General features: G+C 63.2%; 15 protein-coding genes. 11 read left to right on the top strand and 4 right to left on the bottom strand.

Annotated elements, in window-relative coordinates; genetic code table 11:
• Nucleotides 1–90 precede the first annotated feature (90 nt).
• The gene (locus PQQ52_RS02520; protein WP_408206519.1) at nt 91–1,122 is read right to left on the bottom strand and encodes a CDP-6-deoxy-delta-3,4-glucoseen reductase; all 1,032 of its coding nucleotides are present in this window, start codon (nt 1,120–1,122) and stop codon (nt 91–93) included.
• 95 nt (nt 1,123–1,217) lie between these two features.
• Here PQQ52_RS02520 and PQQ52_RS02515 point away from each other — a divergent pair, with 95 nt between their 5' ends.
• Entirely contained in the window at nt 1,218–2,255 is a 1,038-nt protein-coding gene (locus PQQ52_RS02515) for a Rossmann-fold NAD(P)-binding domain-containing protein (RefSeq protein WP_408206518.1), read from the top strand.
• Here the strand turns inward: PQQ52_RS02515 and PQQ52_RS02510 are convergent.
• Entirely contained in the window at nt 2,252–2,440 is a 189-nt protein-coding gene (locus tag PQQ52_RS02510; protein WP_408206516.1) for a hypothetical protein, read from the bottom strand. The two genes, PQQ52_RS02515 and PQQ52_RS02510, sit on opposite strands and share 4 nt — an antisense overlap.
• 168 nt (nt 2,441–2,608) lie before the next feature.
• Nucleotides 2,609–3,319, bottom strand: coding sequence for a pseudouridine synthase (locus tag PQQ52_RS02505; RefSeq protein WP_408206514.1), 711 nt, complete (start codon nt 3,317–3,319; stop codon nt 2,609–2,611).
• A 94-nt stretch (nt 3,320–3,413) separates the two neighbouring features.
• On the opposite strand from PQQ52_RS02505, the gene PQQ52_RS02500 reads away from it, so the two are divergent.
• The 10 genes from PQQ52_RS02500 (at nt 3,414) to poxB (ending at nt 16,290) form a co-directional block, all read left to right on the top strand.
• Entirely contained in the window at nt 3,414–4,673 is a 1,260-nt protein-coding gene (locus tag PQQ52_RS02500) for an MFS transporter (RefSeq protein WP_408206512.1), read from the top strand.
• 155 nt (nt 4,674–4,828) lie between these two features.
• Nucleotides 4,829–5,806, top strand: a complete 978-nt coding sequence (locus PQQ52_RS02495) for a MurR/RpiR family transcriptional regulator (protein ID WP_408206511.1) — start codon at nt 4,829–4,831, stop codon at nt 5,804–5,806.
• A complete protein-coding gene (locus PQQ52_RS02490; RefSeq protein ID WP_408206509.1) occupies nt 5,803–6,795 on the top strand; it encodes an isoaspartyl peptidase/L-asparaginase family protein in 993 nt (330 codons plus the stop codon). Before PQQ52_RS02495 ends, PQQ52_RS02490 begins: the two co-directional genes overlap by 4 nt.
• Before the next feature lie 87 nt (nt 6,796–6,882).
• A complete protein-coding gene (locus tag PQQ52_RS02485) occupies nt 6,883–8,805 on the top strand; it encodes a dipeptide ABC transporter ATP-binding protein (protein WP_408206507.1) in 1,923 nt (640 codons plus the stop codon).
• A 133-nt stretch (nt 8,806–8,938) separates the two neighbouring features.
• The gene (gene gsiB / locus PQQ52_RS02480) at nt 8,939–10,501 is read left to right on the top strand and encodes a glutathione ABC transporter substrate-binding protein GsiB (protein ID WP_408206505.1); all 1,563 of its coding nucleotides are present in this window, start codon (nt 8,939–8,941) and stop codon (nt 10,499–10,501) included.
• Nucleotides 10,502–10,602: 101 nt separating this feature from the next.
• Nucleotides 10,603–11,523 carry a glutathione ABC transporter permease GsiC gene (gene gsiC, locus PQQ52_RS02475; RefSeq protein ID WP_408206503.1) on the top strand — a complete coding sequence of 307 codons (921 nt, stop codon included), beginning with the start codon at nt 10,603–10,605 and terminating at the stop codon, nt 11,521–11,523.
• Nucleotides 11,524–11,530: 7 nt separating this feature from the next.
• The gene (gene gsiD, locus PQQ52_RS02470) at nt 11,531–12,436 is read left to right on the top strand and encodes a glutathione ABC transporter permease GsiD (RefSeq protein ID WP_408206501.1); all 906 of its coding nucleotides are present in this window, start codon (nt 11,531–11,533) and stop codon (nt 12,434–12,436) included.
• Nucleotides 12,433–13,569 (top strand): DmpA family aminopeptidase, encoded by a 1,137-nt coding sequence (locus PQQ52_RS02465; protein WP_408206499.1) that lies wholly within the window; start codon nt 12,433–12,435, stop codon nt 13,567–13,569. Before gsiD ends, PQQ52_RS02465 begins: the two co-directional genes overlap by 4 nt.
• Nucleotides 13,570–13,577: 8 nt before the next feature.
• Nucleotides 13,578–14,411: a M55 family metallopeptidase gene (locus PQQ52_RS02460; protein WP_408206497.1), complete on the top strand. Its 834-nt coding sequence runs from the start codon at nt 13,578–13,580 to the stop codon at nt 14,409–14,411.
• A gap of 154 nt (nt 14,412–14,565) precedes the next feature.
• Nucleotides 14,566–16,290, top strand: coding sequence for a ubiquinone-dependent pyruvate dehydrogenase (gene poxB / locus PQQ52_RS02455; RefSeq protein WP_408206495.1), 1,725 nt, complete (start codon nt 14,566–14,568; stop codon nt 16,288–16,290).
• A gap of 177 nt (nt 16,291–16,467) precedes the next feature.
• On the opposite strand, the gene PQQ52_RS02450 is transcribed toward poxB, so the two are convergent.
• Nucleotides 16,468–17,424, bottom strand: coding sequence for an alpha/beta fold hydrolase (locus tag PQQ52_RS02450; protein ID WP_408206493.1), 957 nt, complete (start codon nt 17,422–17,424; stop codon nt 16,468–16,470).
• Nucleotides 17,425–17,609: the final 185 nt, after the last annotated feature.

Genomic DNA, 17,609 nt, shown 5'->3' with positions numbered 1-17,609 from the left:
GCGTCAAGCGGGATTTTTGCGCATCCGCCTCAATGCTGACATGTTGTTCACGAACGGCCCAGTCGCGTTTCGATCAGGCCGTTCACGCACTCAAACTGCGTTCGCCAGATCCGCCGCGCTCGTGAAGGAATCCGCGTAGAACTCGTCTTCCGGCAGCCCATGATGCTGGGTGAAATCGCGCTGCGCCGACTCGACCATCACCGGCGCGCCGCACGCATACACCTGGTACGGCGACAGATCCGGCAAATCTTCGATCACCGCGCGATGCACGAAGCCGACACGGCCTGTCCACGCATCGCCCGCGTCCGGTTCTGACAGCACCGGCACGAACTTGAAGTTCGGGATCTCGCGAGCCCATTGTTCGGCGAGATCGAGCAGGTACAGGTCTTTCTTGCGGCGTGCGCCCCAGTAAAGCGTCATGGGCCGGTTCAGGTTCTTGAAGACCGCATGTTCGACGATCGCCTTCAGCGGCGCGAAGCCGGTGCCCGAGGCCAGCAGCACGATCGGCTTGTCCGAATCTTCACGCAGGAAGAAGGTGCCGAGCGGCGCTTCGAAGCGCAGAATGTCGCGCTCCTTCATCGTATTGAAGACGTGATCGGTGAACGCGCCACCGGGCATGTGACGGATATGCAATTCGAGCGGACCTTCCGTGTGCGGCGCGCTCGCCATCGAATAGCTGCGACGCTTGCCGTCCTTCAGAATGAATTCGAGGTACTGGCCGGCCAGATATTGCAGGCGCTCGTTAGCGGGCAATTGCAGCTTCAGTACGACAACGTCGTCGGCCTTGCGCTCGACTGCGTTCACGCGGCACGGCAGTTTCTTGACCTGCACGTCGCCCACGCCGGCCACTTCGCGAATGTCCACTTCGAGATCGGAGCACGCCGTCGCGCAGCAGAAGAGCGCCATGCCACGCGTCTTTTCGTCGTTCGACAAGGCCGACGACGAATGCTGACGCTGTTCGATCTGACCGCTGACCACGGTGCCTTTGCAGGATCCGCAGGCGCCGTTCTTGCAGCCGTACGGCAGGCCGATGCCTTGCCGCAATGCGGCGATGAGGACCGGTTCGTCCTGTTCTACCTGAAACTGCCGGCCGCTTTGCCGGAGCGTGACGTTAAATGCCATAGAGTGTTCGAAATCGAAAAGTCGGTAATCGTTATCGGACCCGCTGTATCACCTGTGCGGTACCTGCCGCGCTTGACGGCTACAATGCGTCCACCATGAAAGCGACACGAAATTTACGCCGGCCGCGCGTCTTGATTGTTGGCTGCGGTGACGTCGGCATGCGCTGCGTGCCCTTGTTGCGGCCACGCGCGCATATCTTCGCGCTCACCAGCCACGCCGGGCGCAGCGCCGAATTGCGCGCCGCCGGGGTCACGCCGCTGGTCGGCGATCTCGACGCGCGCCGCAGCCTGAAACGGCTTGCAGGCCTCGCACCGACGGTGCTGCATCTCGCGCCGCCGCAAAAGACCGGCGATGACGACCGCCGAACCCGTGCCTTGCTTGCTACGCTGAGCGCGCGCCGCGATCGGGCGCTGCGTGCCGCGCGCGGCGCGGTGGCGCCGGTCGGGCGGCTGCGCCGCGGGTTGCGCAACATGAGTGCCTCGTGGGCGGAATCTGAAGCAGCCAATATTGTACCCGACAGGGTGCGCCGGACCGCCGCTCCGCACGCGCCTGTGAGACTGGTGTATGCGAGCACGACAGGCGTCTACGGCGATTGCGGCGGCGCGTGGATCGACGAGACGCGCGCATCGCAGCCGGCCAATGCGCGTGCCAAGCGCCGCGTGTCGGCCGAGCGGCAATTGCGGCGCGCCACCGCGCGAGGCGTGGTGGCCGCAAGCATCGCGCGGATTCCGGGCATCTACGCAGGCAACCGTCTGCCGCTCGCGCGGCTGGAAAAGCGGACTCCAGCCTTGATCGACGCTGACGACGTCTACACCAACCATATCCACGCCGACGACCTCGCTGCGATTCTCGTGCGCCTTGCCACGCACGGGCGGCCGGGGCGCGCGATTCATGCGTCCGACGATACGTCGCTGAAAATGGGCGAGTACTTCGATGTGGTGGCCGATGCGTTCGGCCTCGAGCGCGCGCCGCGCATCACGCGCGCGGAGGCGGAGCAGCAGATCGAGCCGACCCTGCTGTCCTTCATGCGTGAATCGAGGCGCCTCGTCAATCGACGCCTCAAGGAGGAGTTGCGCGTGAGCTTGCGATATCCGAGCGTCGAGGATTTCCTACGCGCGGCTTCGCAGCCTTAGGTCAGAGCCGGCAATGCCTCCAGTAGCAGGAAGCACAGCATTGCGCCAATCAGTGCGCCGATGAGGTTCGGATGATATTTGTGCCGCAGCCGCATGGTGACCAGCAGTCCGCCGACCAGAACCAGCCCGAGACACGTGAAAGCAATCATCGTGGACGAGATTTCGATAGTGTCGTGGATGACCATGGCGCCCCTCCTTGAACCCTTTGTAGTCTTTGTTTAACCGAGTATAGGGCGAGTTGTAAGGAAGAGCATGCTGCGATGCAGCGTCTAATCGGAGGTCCCGTAGGGCCTATGTGTGGCCGCGCACATGATTCTCCTGATGGATCAAGGCTTTGAAAGGGACCTACCGGTTTACCCGCTCAGTAAAGATCCGAGGTCGGTTTCGTCGAGCCATTGCCATGCGCCTTCTGCAAGCGTCGCGGGCAATGCGAGGCCGCCGATCCGCTCGCGATGCAGCGCTTCGCAACGGTTGCCGGCTGCCGCGATCATTCGCTTGACCTGGTGATACTTGCCCTCCATCACGGTGAGGGCAAGCGTGTGGTCGCCGCGCGCCTGGGCGTCGACGGCGGCGATCGTTTTGGGCTCGCCGTGCAGCAAGACACCGTCGCGTAAGGCACTCAACTGGACGTCGTCGATGGGATGACGCGTGGTCGCGACGTAACGCTTCGGCACTTTGCGTTTCGGCGACGTGAACAGGTGAACGAACTTGCCGTCGTCGGAGAGCAGCAGGAGGCCGGTCGTGTCCTGATCGAGGCGGCCCACGCATTGCACGCCGCGCTCGGCGAACTGCGGCGGCAGCAGGCTGAACACGCTCAGATGATGCTGCGGGTCACGCGAACATTCGTAGCCGGCGGGCTTGTTCAGGAGCAGATAGGCGTGCTCGCGATACGGCCAGACGACCTCGTCCACGCTGAAGCAGAACGTGCTGTCATGGGTTGGGAAATCGGCGTCGGCATCGGCGCAGACCGAGCCGCCGATGCTCACGCGGCCGTCGCGGATCAGCGCCCGGCATTGGCGGCGCGAGCCGAAACCTTGAGTGAAGAGGATGCTTTCGAGATTCATGGCGAGCGAAGAATAACACCGCAAGAAGCGGAGCGCCGCGCGGCGTCATAGCGACGACGATGGTCTTTCCCCATCCCGTCGCAGGAGTTCATCGATGCACGCCACTTCCACTTCCCCGTCTTCATCCGCGATTCGTCTGCCGCCCGCATTCCAGCGGCTCGCATGGTCGAACCTGGTCGCACAATCCGCCGAGCAGATCAGCCTCGCCGCCGCGCCGCTCGTCGCCGTGTTCGCGCTTAGCGCCGGCGCGCGCGAGACCGGCCTGCTGCAAACCGCGCAGACGCTGCCGTTTCTCCTGTTGTCGATTCCGCTCGGCGTCTGGGCCGACCGCCGCTCGCGCCGCACCTTGATGACGCTTGCCGAAAGCGTGCGCGTGGTCGCGATGCTGTGCGTGCTGCTGCTTGTGATGACGCATTCACTGAGCTTGCCGCTGCTTGCCGCGCTCGGCTTCATTGCCGCAACCGGCACGGTGGCCTACAACGTCGCGGCGCCTTCGCTGGTGCCGTCGATCGTGCAGCGCGAGGCATACGCCCAGGCCAACGGCCGGCTCGAACTGGCGCGCAGTGTTGCGTATTCGGCGGGGCCGGCGCTCGGTGGCGTGCTGGTCGGCTGGATCGGCGCGGGATGGGCGTATGGCTGCGCGGCCGGGTTATCGGCGTTAGCCGTCGCGTTGCTCGCGGGGCTGCGCGAACCACCGCGAGCGACCGCTTCCGAGCGTCACTTCCTGCTGGAACTGCGCGACGGTACGCGCTTCGTGCTGCGCGACGCGCTGCTGCGTCCGATGCTTGCTACCGCGATCTTCTTCAACCTCGGTTTCTTCGTGTTGCAAGCGGTGTATGTGCCGTACGCCGTTCATCGGTTGGGATTGAATGCGTCGATGGTCGGTGTGACGCTCGGCGCGTACGGCGTCGGCATGGTGTGCGGTGCGCTCGCCGCACCGGCCATCGCGCGGCGTCTCGCGTTCGGACGCGTGCTGATCATCGGACCGACATGCGGTTTGCTTGCCTCGCTCGTGATGGTCGCGACGATTTTCGCGCCGTCGTTCTGGCTGGCGATGCTCAGCTTCTTCCTGCTCGGCGCCGGCCCGATTTTGTGGGTGGTGGGTTCGACCACACTGCGTCAGGCGATTACGCCTGAACGGATGATGGGCCGCGTCTCGGCACTCAACAGCACCGCGACCTATGGCGCGCGGCCGCTGGGCGCGTTGCTCGGCGCGGCGATCAGCGCGCGCTGGGGGATGGAGGCGTGTCTGGTCGCGGCTGCCGCGGCTTTCCTCGTGCAGGCGCTGATCATTGTTATGTCGCCGGCGGCACGGCTTGCGCACGTTCCCGAAGGCGCCGCGATCGCACAATGAAAACTGATTTTCATCGGATGGCCCCGTGGCGTGCCGACGCGCCGCAGCACGTCCGTGAAAACCCTTGAAAATGAAAATTAATTTTTTTCTGCGAGATTTCTATGTAAATATACTTTCATTCATTTTGATTACAGCCAATGCCCCGGCTCGCTCGCATGATCCATCACTCGTCCGTCGCTTCGACCCCCGCCGAGCAGGCCATCGCCGCGCGCATCGCTGTAGCGATGCCAACCCTCACGCCGATCCATCGTCGTATGGGCGAATACGTGCTGGCGAATCTGTTCCGCGCAGCGACCATGCGGATCGACGAACTGGCGAGCGTGGTCGGTGCGTCGGTAGCAACGGCGAATCGTTTCGCGCGCGCGCTCGGCTTCGACGGGTATCCGCAGTTTCGCGAAGCGCTCGTGCGCGGTTTCGAAGCGACCCTCGCGCCGGTCGAGCGGCTGCGCAGCGCGCAGGAGTCGCTCGCTTCCGGTGACGCGCTGCTCGATGCGCTGCTCGAACAGGCCGCGGCCAATCTCCATTCCACACGCACCGCGATCGACAGCACCGCGGCCGAAGCAGCAGTTGAAGCAATCATCGCCGCGCGCCGCGTGTTCGTGCTCGGCTACGGGGCCAGCGCGTTTCTCGCCGGCTTGATGGAACACGGCCTGATGCCGTATCACGACAACGTGCAGTCGCTCGCGTTGATCGGCGGACCTTCGCATGCCGCGCGGCGCCTGTTCACCGCGGACGACGGCGATCTGGTGATCGGCATTGCGTTTCCGCGTTATGTCGAAGACACCATCGAACTCTCCCGGCGTGCGGCAGGACGCGGCGCACGCGTGCTTGCGCTAACCGACAGTCCGCGCTCGCCGCTCGCACAATTCGCCGATCTCGCGCTCTATATTCGCTCGGAACGGCGGCTTGCGGCCAATGCCGATTCCGCTGTACTGGCCGTGATCGAAGCCCTCTGCGATGCGGTTGCGTATCGCGCCCAACGTTCGGTCAAGGCCGCGGCCGGTGTCAGCGAATTCGTATTGCCCTGGCTTACCGACCCGCGAGCCGACCCACAGGCCGCACCGTCCAGCACTGCTGAAAAGCCCACGCGCGCTTCTACCCGTACCACCCGCACTATGAAAGCCAAAAAATGAACACCAACGCAGTCATTGCCATTCACGGCGGGGCAGGGACGATCCTGCGCGCATCGATGTCGGCCAGCGCCGAAGCCGACTATCACGCAGCTTTGCACGCCGTGCTGAGCGCTGGCCAGCGCGTCCTCGCTGACGGCGGCAGCGCGCTCGACGCCGTCAGCGAAGCCGTGCGTCTGCTCGAAGACTGCCCGCTCTTCAACGCGGGCCGCGGCGCGGTCTACACGGCGGCTGGCACGCATGAACTCGACGCGGCCATCATGGACGGCAGCACGCTCGACGCCGGCGCGATCTGCTGTGTGACGCGCGTACGCAATCCGATTCTGGCGGCGCGCCGCGTGCTCGAGGCCAGCGAACACGTGCTGTTCACGGGCGAAGGCGCCGAAGCCTTCGCGGCCGCACAAGGACTCGAGTTCGTCGAGCCGGAGTATTTCCATACCGAAGCGCGTCATCGCCAATGGCAACTCGCGCGCGGCCAGCAGCGCGCCATGCTCGATCACGATGGCGCGACGCTGGCCGCTGCGCCGTCTTCGAACGACGACGGCCCCATGCCGCACGAGCCGATCGATCCGAATCGCAAGTTCGGCACGGTGGGCGCGGTCGCGCTCGACCAGCATGGCCACGTGGCGGCCGCGACCTCGACGGGCGGTGTCACCAACAAGCAGGTTGGCCGGGTCGGCGATACGCCGCTGATCGGCGCGGGCTGCTATGCGGACGACACAACCTGCGCGGTCTCGACCACGGGCTCCGGCGAGATGTTCATGCGCATGGTCGCCGCGTACGACGTCGCGGCGCAGATGGCATACCGCAACGTCTCGCTCGAAGAAGCGGCGCACGACGTGGTGATGAACCGTTTGCCGAAGATCGACGGACGCGGAGGATTGATTGCCGTCGATGCGCGCGGCAACGTCACCCTGCCGTTCAATACCGAAGGCATGTATCGCGGATTCGCACGGATCGGCGAGACACCGGTGACGGCGATCTATCGCTAATGCTTTCTCGCTGCGCCGTCGCTTGAACTACCGCTTGAATTTTCGTTTGAATCACCGTTAGCTGCGTCCGAATCCAAAGGAACCATCGTGCCGACTTCATCGCACACCGCTCGACCGCTTACCGAAACTTTGCCGCCGCAACGCGTGCTTGCGGTCGACGATCTGTCGGTCGCATTTCGCAGCGGCGACAAAACTTTCAATGCGGTGCGCAATCTCTCGCTGACTGTCGAGCGTGGTGAGACGCTGGCAATCGTCGGCGAATCGGGTTCGGGTAAATCGGTGACATCGCTTGCCTTGATGCGGCTGATCGAGCATGGCGGTGGGCGCCTTGCCGGTGGCAGCATCGCCTTCCGGCGCCGCGACGGCAGCGTGATCGACCTCGCGAAAGCGTCGTCCGGCACGATGCGTTCGATTCGCGGCGCCGACATCGCGATGATCTTCCAGGAGCCGATGACTTCGCTCAATCCGGTGTTCACGGTCGGCGATCAGATCAGCGAAGCGATTGCCTTGCATCAGGGGAAGAGCCGTTCTGCCGCGCATGCCGAAACGCTGCGCCTGCTTGAACTCGTGCGCATTCCGGAAGCGCGTCGGGTGGCCGCCCGTTTTCCGCATCAGCTATCCGGCGGCATGCGCCAACGCGTGATGATCGCCATGGCGCTGTCATGCAAGCCCGCTCTGTTGATCGCTGACGAACCGACCACCGCACTCGACGTAACGATCCAGGCGCAGATCCTGCAATTGATTCGCGGCCTGCAGGACGAGATGAACATGGGCGTGATCTTCATCACGCACGACATGGGTGTGGTGGCCGAAGTGGCCGATCGCGTGCTGGTGATGTATCGCGGTGAGAAAGTGGAAGAGGGGGCGTCGGATACGCTGTTTGCCGCGCCTTCGCATCCTTATACGAAGGCATTGCTCGCTGCGGTTCCGCGTCTCGGCGCAATGCAGGGCACCGATCTGCCCGCCAAGTTTCCGATTCTGACCATCGAGCAGGCGGCGCTCACCGGTACCGACGAAGCCGTTCGTCCCGCAGCCGCTGTCGCGCAAGAAAGCCAACCGTTGATCCATGACAGCACCCCACCGATTCTGCGGGTGCGTGATCTGATCACGCGCTTTCCAGTCAAGAGCGGTGTGTTCGGACGGTTGACGGGCCGCGTGCATGCGGTTGAGAAAGTCAGCTTCGATCTGCGGCCCGGCGAAACGCTCGCGTTGGTCGGCGAGTCGGGCTGCGGTAAATCGACAACGGGCCGCTCGTTGCTGCGTCTGGTGGAAAGCCAGAGCGGTTCGATCGAATTCGATGGCAAGGAAATCAGCTCGCTCACAGGCCCTGCGTTGCAAGCGCTGCGGCGCGATATCCAGTTCATTTTCCAGGACCCGTTCGCTTCGCTGAATCCACGCTTGACGGTCGGCTTCTCGATCATGGAGCCGCTGCTCGTGCATGGCGTCGCTCAAGGGGCGCAAGCCCAGGCGCGCGTTGCGTGGCTGCTCGAAAAGGTCGGCTTGCCGCCTGAAGCCGCACGCCGCTATCCGCACGAATTTTCGGGCGGCCAACGGCAACGTATCGCGATTGCGCGTGCGCTCGCATTGAATCCGAAAGTCGTGATCGCGGACGAGTCCGTTTCCGCGCTGGACGTCTCCGTGCAGGCGCAGATCGTCAACCTGATGCTCGATCTGCAACGCGAGCTGGGCGTCGCGTATCTGTTCATTTCGCATGACATGGCAGTGGTGGAGCGTGTCAGCCATCGTGTCGCGGTGATGTATCTCGGGCAGATCGTCGAGATCGGTCCGCGCCGCGCAGTGTTCGAAGCGCCGCAGCATCCCTATACGAAGAAGCTGATGGGTGCCGTGCCGGTCGCCGATCCGGCGCGACGTCACGCGAAACGCATGCTCGCCGCCGATGAGATTCCGAGCCCGATCCGCTCGCTGAACGACGAGCCGGTCGTAGCGCCGCTGGTTGCAGTCGGCACGGACCATTTCGTGGCTCAGCATCGGGTCGGCGGCGCTTACTAGGCGCGCGCGGAGACTCGAATGCAGACCCAAACGCAGACCCAAACGCAGCTTCGAATGCAGTGCCCAACCTGAAGCAAAAAATTTCTCTCGCAGCACATAACCCTGTTTCAATTCGCAGCCTGGAGCCAACCTCATGAACCTGCTGGTCCCGTCTTCTCCGTTTCGTTTGCGCGCGCTGGTCAGCGGCGGCGCGGTGGTGTTCGCGATGCTCGCGGGCAGTGTGGCGCACGCCGACACCACGGCCGTGATGGCCGTTGCGTCGACCTTCACGACGCTCGATCCGTACGATGCGAACGACACGCTGTCGCAAGCCGTCGCGAAGTCGTTCTATCAGGGCCTGTTCGGTTTCGACAAGGATATGAAGCTGATCAACGTGCTGGCCGATAGCTACGAAGCGAGCCCGGATGCCAAGGTCTACACGTTCAAGCTGCGTCACGGCGTGAAGTTCCAGGACGGCACTGACTTCAATGCCGCGGCAGTGAAAGCGAACTTCGACCGTGTGACCGATCCGGCGAACAAGCTCAAGCGCTACAACATGTTCAACCGTATCGAGAAGACCGAAGTGGTCGATCCGTACACGGTGAAAATCACCCTGAAGGCGCCGTTCTCGGCGTTCGTCAACGTACTGGCGCATCCGTCGGCGGTGATGATTTCCCCTGACGCGCTGAAGAAGTACGGCAAGGACATCGCGTTCCATCCGGTCGGCACGGGTCCGTTCGAACTGGTGAAGTGGGACCCGGCAGGTGACCTGACGGTGAAGAAGTTCGCCGGCTACTGGAAGAAGGGCTATCCGAAGGTCGATGCGATCGACTGGAAACCGGTGGTCGACAACAACACGCGTGCTGCATTGATGCGTACCGGTGAAGCGGATTTCGCGTTCCAGGTGCCGTTCGAACAGGCGGCGCAATTGCAGTCGAGCCCGAAGGTCGATCTGATCGCATCGCCTTCGATCATCCAGCGCTATATCAGCCTGAACGTCAACCAGAAGCCGTTCGACAATCCGAAGGTGCGTGAAGCGCTGAACTATGCGGTCAACAAGGACGCGCTGACGAAGGTCGCGTTCGCCGGTTACGCAACGCCCGCTGATGGCGTGGTGCCGCAGGGGGTTGATTACGCGGTGAAGCTTGGCCCCTGGCCGTACGATCCGGCGAAGGCGCGTGAGTTGCTGAAGGAAGCGGGTTATCCGAACGGTTTCGAAACGACGCTGTGGTCCGCCTATAACTACTCGACCGCGCAGAAGGTGATTCAGTTCGTGCAGCAGCAACTGGCGCAAGTCGGCATCAAGGCGCAGGTTGAAGCACTCGAGGCGGGTCAACGCGTCGCCAAGGTGGAAAGCGCGCAGGACCCGGCGACTGCACCGGTGCGGATGTACTACACGGGCTGGTCGTCGTCGACGGGTGAAGCGGACTGGGCGATCACGCCGCTGCTCGGGTCGGTCTCGTTCCCGCCGAAGATGGTCAACACCGCGTACTACAGGAACGACACGGTCGATACCGACCTGAAGCAGGCGCTCGAAACCACCGACCGCACGCAGAAGGCCGCGCTCTACACCGACGCGCAAAAACGTATCTGGGCCGACGCGCCGTGGATCTTCCTCGTCAAGGAAAAGGTCGTGTACGCGCGCAGCAAGCGTTTGTCGGGCGCGTATGTCGCGCCGGACGGCTCGTTCAATTTCGACGAGATCGCGATCAAGTGATGAGCTGATCGTTCGGTGCGGCGTGTTCCAGACGAACACGCCGGCCGGGCGGCCGCTTTCTGACGATTCTTCGTTGCCCGCATCATTGCCGGATTGGTTTCATGCTGACTTTCCTCGTCAAACGTATCTTTGGCCTGCTGCCGACGCTCTTCATTGTCGCCGTGCTGGTGTTCCTGTTCGTCCATCTGTTGCCCGGCGATCCGGCGCGCCTCGCGGCCGGTCCCGAAGCAGACGAAGCGACTGTTGCGCTGGTGCATGCCGATCTCGGCCTCGATAAGCCGATGCCGCAGCAGTTCGTCAACTTCTTCGTGAAGATCGCGCACGGCGACTTCGGCACCTCCACGCGCAGCAAGCGGCCGGTCAGCCAGGAAATTGGCGAGCGCTTCATGCCGACGCTGCTGCTCACGCTCACCAGCATGGTGTGGGCGGTGGTGCTCGGCATGGGCATCGGCATTGTCTCGGCGGTGTGGCGCAATCGCTGGCCCGACCGGCTCGGGATGACGCTGGCGGTGTCGGGCATTTCGTTTCCCGCCTTCGCGCTCGGCATGCTGTTGATGGAGATTTTTTCGGTCAAGCTCGGCTGGCTGCCCATCGTCGGCGACGGTTCGTGGCAGAGCTACGTGCTGCCTTCGCTCACGCTCGGTGCGGCAGTGGCGGCGGTGATGGCGCGCTTCACCCGCGCGTCGTTCGTCGAAGTGATGAATGAAGACTTCGTGCGAACCGCGCGCGCCAAGGGCGTGCCCGAATGGCTCGTGATCGTCAAACATTGCCTGCGCAACGCGATGATTCCTGTCATCACGATGATGGGCCTGCAATTCGGCTTTCTGCTCGGCGGCTCGATCGTCGTCGAAGTGGTATTCAACTGGCCGGGCCTCGGACGCCTGCTGGTGGACGCCGTGGCGATGCGTGACTATCCGGTGATTCAGGCTGAAGTGCTGCTGTTCTCGCTCGAATTCATCATCATCAACCTGGTCGTGGACGTGTTGTACGCCGTGATCAACCCGACTATCCGTTTCAAGTGAGGCCCGCATGAGTATCTCAGCCACTGAGGCGAATGCGGCCAAGGCCGCCCTCGCAGAAAGCACGATCCGCACGCCGTGGAGCGAATTCTGGCGCAAATTCCGCAAGCAGCATGTGGCGCTCGGCGCCGGTATTTTCGTGCTGCTGCTGATCGTGGTCGCGATTCTCGCGCCACATATCGTGCCGTACGATCCGGAGAATTTCTTCGACTACGACGCATTGAATGCGGCACCCTCGGCCGCGCACTGGTTCGGCGTCGATTCGCTGGGTCGCGATATTTTCAGTCGCATCCTGGCGGGGTCGCGTATTTCGCTCGCGGCCGGTTTTCTGTCGGTGGCGATCGGCGCGCTGATCGGCACGTTCTTCGGTTTGCTGGCCGGCTACTACGAGGGCTGGTGGGACCGCATCACGATGCGCGTTGCCGACGTGCTATTCGCCTTCCCCGGCATTCTGCTGGCGATCGGTGTGGTCGCGATTCTCGGCAACGGCATGATCAATGTGATCTGCGCCGTGGCGATTTTCAGCATCCCGGCGTTTGCGCGTCTCGTGCGGGGCAATACGCTGATGCTCAAGCAACTCACGTATATCGAAGCGGCGCGCAGCATCGGTGCGTCGGACTGGACCATCATCGTGCGGCATATTTTGCCGGGGACGATTTCGTCGATCGTCGTCTACTTCACCATGCGGATCGGTACGTCGATCATCACGGCGGCGAGCTTGTCGTTTCTCGGACTCGGCGCGCAACCGCCGACGCCCGAATGGGGCGCGATGCTCAACGAAGCGCGCGCCGATATGGTCACCGCGCCGCATATTGCGCTGTTTCCGAGTCTGGCAATTTTCCTCACCGTGCTGGCATTCAATCTGCTCGGCGACGGTTTGCGCGATGCGCTCGATCCCAAGCTCGACCGGCCATGAGTTTCACGGGTACTGCAGGTGAAAGCGTACCGCATATCGGTGTGTTGCCGAGCGGCTCCCGTGGGACGATTGCCGACGTAGAAGGCGTGACGGTCGGACATTGCACGCTGGATGAAAGCGCCGTGCAAACCGGCGTAACCGTCATTCGTCCGCACCGTGGCGATCCGTTTCTGAACAAGGTGCCTGCGGCTGCGTCGGTGATCAACGGGTTTGGCAAAAGCATCGGGCTCGTGCAGGTTGAGGAACTCGGTGTGCTGGAGACGCCGATTGCGTTGACCAATACATTTGGCGTGGCCGCCGTTGCCCAAGGGCAGATTCGCGCTGCAATTGAGGTCAATCCGCGAATCGGTCGCGAATGGTCGACGATCAATCCGCTGGTGTTCGAATGTAATGACGGATACCTGAACGATATTCAGGCGTTGGCGGTAAGCGAACGGCATTTCGCCGAAGCATATAAAGCGGCGAGTGTTGACGTCGCGAGTGGTTCGGTTGGTGCAGGCCGTGGCATGTCGTGCTTCGATTTGAAAGGCGGCATTGGCAATGCATCGCGCGTGGTCGATGTGGCAGGGCGGCGCTATACGGTCGGCGCACTCGTGCTGGCGAACTTCGGCCGCCTGCCGATGCTGACGATCGACGGCGCGCCGCTCGGTCGTGTGCTGGCCGAACGCGCAGCCAAAGCCGCCGCAGCCAGCACGGCACCCTTAGCAACGTCGGCAACGTTGGCAACGCCAGCAAGCTCAACGATCCCAGCAACCGCCTCGAAACCCGAGCAAGGCTCGATCATCATGATCGTCGCCACCGATGCGCCGCTCGACGCTCGCCAACTCAAGCGGTTGTCATTGCGCGCTGCGGCCGGTCTCGCACGAACCGGTTCGGTGTATGGCCACGGCAGCGGCGATATCGCGTTGGCATTTTCGACGGCCTACACCGTGCCGCACGAATCCGACTTTGTAGCGCTGCCGCCAGTACTCGCCGATGCACGCCTCGATCCGCTTTTCCGTGCCTGCGCGGACAGCGTCGAGCAAGCGATCGTCGATGCACTCTGGAGCGCGACTTCCGTTACGGGCCGCGACGGCCATCGTCGCCTGTCGCTGCACGACACCGCTCCCGACCTCGTTCAACTTCTCAAGTAAGTTCCCTGATGAAAGTCCTGATTTCTGCCGACATCGAAGGCGTAGCCGGCGTGTTCCACCCCGAACAAACGCGCGCGGGCAACGGCGAATACGAAGCCGCGCGTCGCTGGATGACACTCGAGGCCAATGCCGCGATTGAAGGTGCGTTCGCAGGTGGCGCAACACATGTGTGGGTCAACGATTCGCATGGCGGCTTCCGCAATCTGCTGCCGGATCTGCTCGATGCTCGCGCCCAGGTGGTGCTCGGCAAACCGCGTACGCTCGGCATGATGGCCGGCCTCGAATACGGCGCGGCGCTGGTCTTCATGATCGGCTATCACGCGAGGTCGCAAACGCGCGGCATTCTCTCGCATACGATCAACAGCTTCGCGTTCGCGCGCGTCTTGCTGAATGGCGTCGAAGTAGGCGAGGCAGGATTGTATGGCGCGTTAGCGGAAGAATATGGCGCACAGGTAGCGCTTTTATCCGGCGACGATGTTTTCGCGGAAGAAACCGCGCCCCGTTTTCCCGGCGCGCGTTTTGTCGTCACCAAGAGTGCGACGGGGCATGCGAGCGGCGTGACGCAAACACCGGCAAGCGCCCGTGATGCAATCGAAAGTGCCGCGCGCGAAGTGGTGCGGCATTACATCGACCAAGGCCACGCGCCGCAAGCCACGCGCGCTGCCACGAAGCCCGTGGAATGTGAGTTGCGTGTGCAAACGACCGCGCTGGCCGATCTGTTCTGCCAATGGCCGACGCTCACACGCATCGATGCCGTCACGTTGCGTTTTAGCGCGGAGTCGGCGGAACATGCGGTGCGCATGCTGAACTGTCTCTCGGCGATGTCGTTCATGCTGCGCTGAGGTGCGCGACGAGGACGCATGCCGTCTGCGAGCACGGCCGCCCCTCATGCTTACGTTTCGATAAAACGCTGCCCGCGCGGAGACACGTTTTGCGAGGAAGCGGTACTCTCTGGCATTCCAGAGGTACCGTCTTTCTCACTGAGCGGAGTACAGCATGGGCAAGCAGACTATCGCGGATTATCTGGCCAGAACACTGGCGGCAGCAGACGTCGAACGGATTTGGGGCGTAACGGGCGACAGTCTGAACGGCCTGTCGGATAGCTTGCAAAGGCTCGGCTCGATTCGCTGGATGCATACACGCCACGAAGAGGTCGCCGCCTTTGCCGCGGGCGCCGATGCGGCGGCCACCGGCAAGCTCGCCGTCTGCGCGGGCAGTTGCGGTCCCGGCAACCTGCATCTGATCAATGGCCTGTACGACTGTCATCGTAATCATCAACCCGTGCTCGCGATCGCCGCGCACATTCCGTCCTCGGAAATCGGCCTGGGCTACTTCCAGGAAACCCATCCCCAGGAGTTGTTCAAGGAGTGCAGCCACTACGTCGAACTGGTGACGAACCCGTCGCAGTTTCCGCGCGTGCTGGCTCGCGCCATGCGCACGGCGATCGAGGAGCGTGGCGTCGCGGTGATCGTGCTACCTGGCGACGTCGCGCTTGGCGAAGCCCCCGACGAAACGCCGGCGTGGGCAGGCACGCTCGAACGCTCGACCGTGGTGCCCTCCGGCGCGGATCTCGACCGGCTCGCCGATATGCTGAATCAGGCCGGCGGCGTGACCCTGCTGTGCGGCAGCGGGTGCGCGGGCGCGCACGACGAAGTGGTGGCCTTCGCCGATCAACTCGGCGCGCCCGCCGTGCACGCATTGCGTGGCAAACAATACGTGGAGTGGGACAACCCGTTCGACGTCGGCATGACCGGCCTGATCGGTTTCAGCTCCGGCTATCACGCGATGATGTCATGCGACACGCTCGTAATGCTCGGCACCGATTTCCCATATCGCAATTTTTATCCGACGCACGGCAACGTGGTGCAGATCGATCGGCGCGGCTCGGCGCTCGGCAAGCGTGCGCCCTTGAAGCTGGGCCTCGTGGGCGACGTCAAGGCGACCTTGCAGGCGCTGCTCCCGTTGATCAAGCGCAAGACCGATCGGCGTTTCCTCGAGAACGCCCGCAAGCACTACGCCGATACGCGCAAAGATCTTGACGATCTGGCTCGTCCATCTGATCCGGGCCGGGCGATTCATCCGCAATACCTGACCAGCATCATCGACAAAGTGGCCAACGAAGACGCCGTGTTTGCCGCCGACGTCGGCACACCGACGCTCTGGGCGGCGCGCTATCTGACGATGAACGGCAAGCGCAGTCTGCACGGCTCGTTCAATCACGGCTCGATGGCCAATGCGATGCCGCAGGCGCTGGGCGCGCAAGCAGCGGAGCCAGGGCGTCAGGTGATTTCGCTGTCGGGCGACGGCGGTTTGTCGATGTTGCTTGGCGATCTGCTCACGGCGCGCCAGCTGAATCTGCCGATCAAGGTGGTCGTGTTCAATAACAGCACGCTCGGTTTCGTCGCGATGGAGATGAAGGCGGGCGGTTACCTCGAAAGCGGCACCGATCTCGCCGCCACCGACTTCGCGGCGATTGCGCGCGGCGCGGGTATCTATGGCGCGAGAGTCGAATTGTCAGAGAACATCGAGCCCGTGTTACGCGAGGCATTCGCGCATCCTGGACCCGCGGTGATCGATGTGGTGACGGCGAAGCACGAACTCGCGTTACCGCCGAAGATTCAGTGGGCGCAGGCGAAGGGGTTCAGTTTGTATATGCTGCGGGCGGTGTTGAATGGCCGCGGAGATGAGGTGGTCGAATTGGCGAATACGAATCTGCGCTGAGGGACGTTGAACTCCTGGCGCGTTGGCGCTTTGCATCCGTTTTGATGTTTGAGTGCGCTTGAGGGCTTGAGGGCTTGAGGGTTTGGGTGAGCCCGATTGCGCTCAAGCGCCAATGCGTTTGCTTGCAGCAGCGCATGCGCGACTGATCTCGCGCATACGCATCAAGCCGGCTACGGCTTACTGTTGCCGGCTCAACTCCCGCGCCGCGCGATCGATTACATCCGCAACAGCACCCGCGTGTGATACCGGCACCAGATGGCTCGATGCGATCGGCACGATCTTCGCCCCCATCCGGTCGGCCATAAATTTTTCGACAGCGGGCGACACGGCGCGGTCTCTGGTGGTCAGCACGTACCATGACGGCTTCTCTTTCCACGCCACCTGACTGACCGTTTCGCTGAACGCCCGCGCGGCGATCGGTTGCTGCGCGGCGGAGAGCACGCGTGTCAGATTCTCGGGCACGTCGGCGGCGAAATCGGCGTGATACTTGCTGCGGTCGAGCCACAGGAAGCCTGTCGAGTCCGCGGTGATGCCTTGACCTGCGGGCATCGGCGCCGCGCGTTTCATCAGGTCCATCGTCGACTCATGCAGGTCCGGCGCGATCGCCGCCACGTAGACGAGACCTGCGACGTTCGGCGCGTTCGCGCCGGCTTCGGTGATCACCACACCGCCCCATGAATGCCCCACCAGAATGGTCGGGCCATCCTGGCGCGCGAGGACGCGACGGGTGGCGGCGACATCGTCGGCAAGCGACGTGAGCGGGTTCTGCACCGAACTCACGTGATACCCCTTCTGCTGCAACTTCGCGACGACACCGTTCCAGCTCGACCCGTCGACGAACGCACCGTGAACCAGCACGACGTTGCGTACGGGGCCGGTCATCGGCGCTGCGGGCGGTGGGGGGCTGCTCGCCCCTCGCGTGGCGGGGGCGGTGGGCGTGGGCGCCGTTGCGGCCGGCGTCGCAGGTGCTGCGGGCGGCGGGGCCGGCGCTTCCGGCGCGCTCGACTCCATGCCAAGCATATCGGGGGGTTCGGCGGCGGGTTCTGCCGTGGGCGCCGCGGTTTGCGCGAGGGCGCCCGCGCCAGCGAAGCAGAGACACAAAGCAGCGGCGCAAAGCAGACGTTTGGGCGACATGTTGAATCTCCGAAGGCTGAAACCTCGATAGGGCAACATACAGAAGCCCCACGCCAGTGACAATCACTATCCTCGCCGTTAAGTGCGGCGCAGAACCAAGCTCGGGTTGCTCCCAGTATTTAGGTAATATCGGCCGCGGTAAAATTTCAGGTTCTGCCGGGGCGGACCATAAGTCTGATGAGGTG

This window comes from Paraburkholderia sediminicola, from assembly GCF_046030555.1.
GTDB classification, from domain to species: Bacteria; Pseudomonadota; Gammaproteobacteria; order Burkholderiales; family Burkholderiaceae; genus Paraburkholderia; species Paraburkholderia sediminicola_E.
Note: the sequence above shows the minus strand (reverse complement) of the source record. Positions and strands in the feature narration are given on the sequence as shown.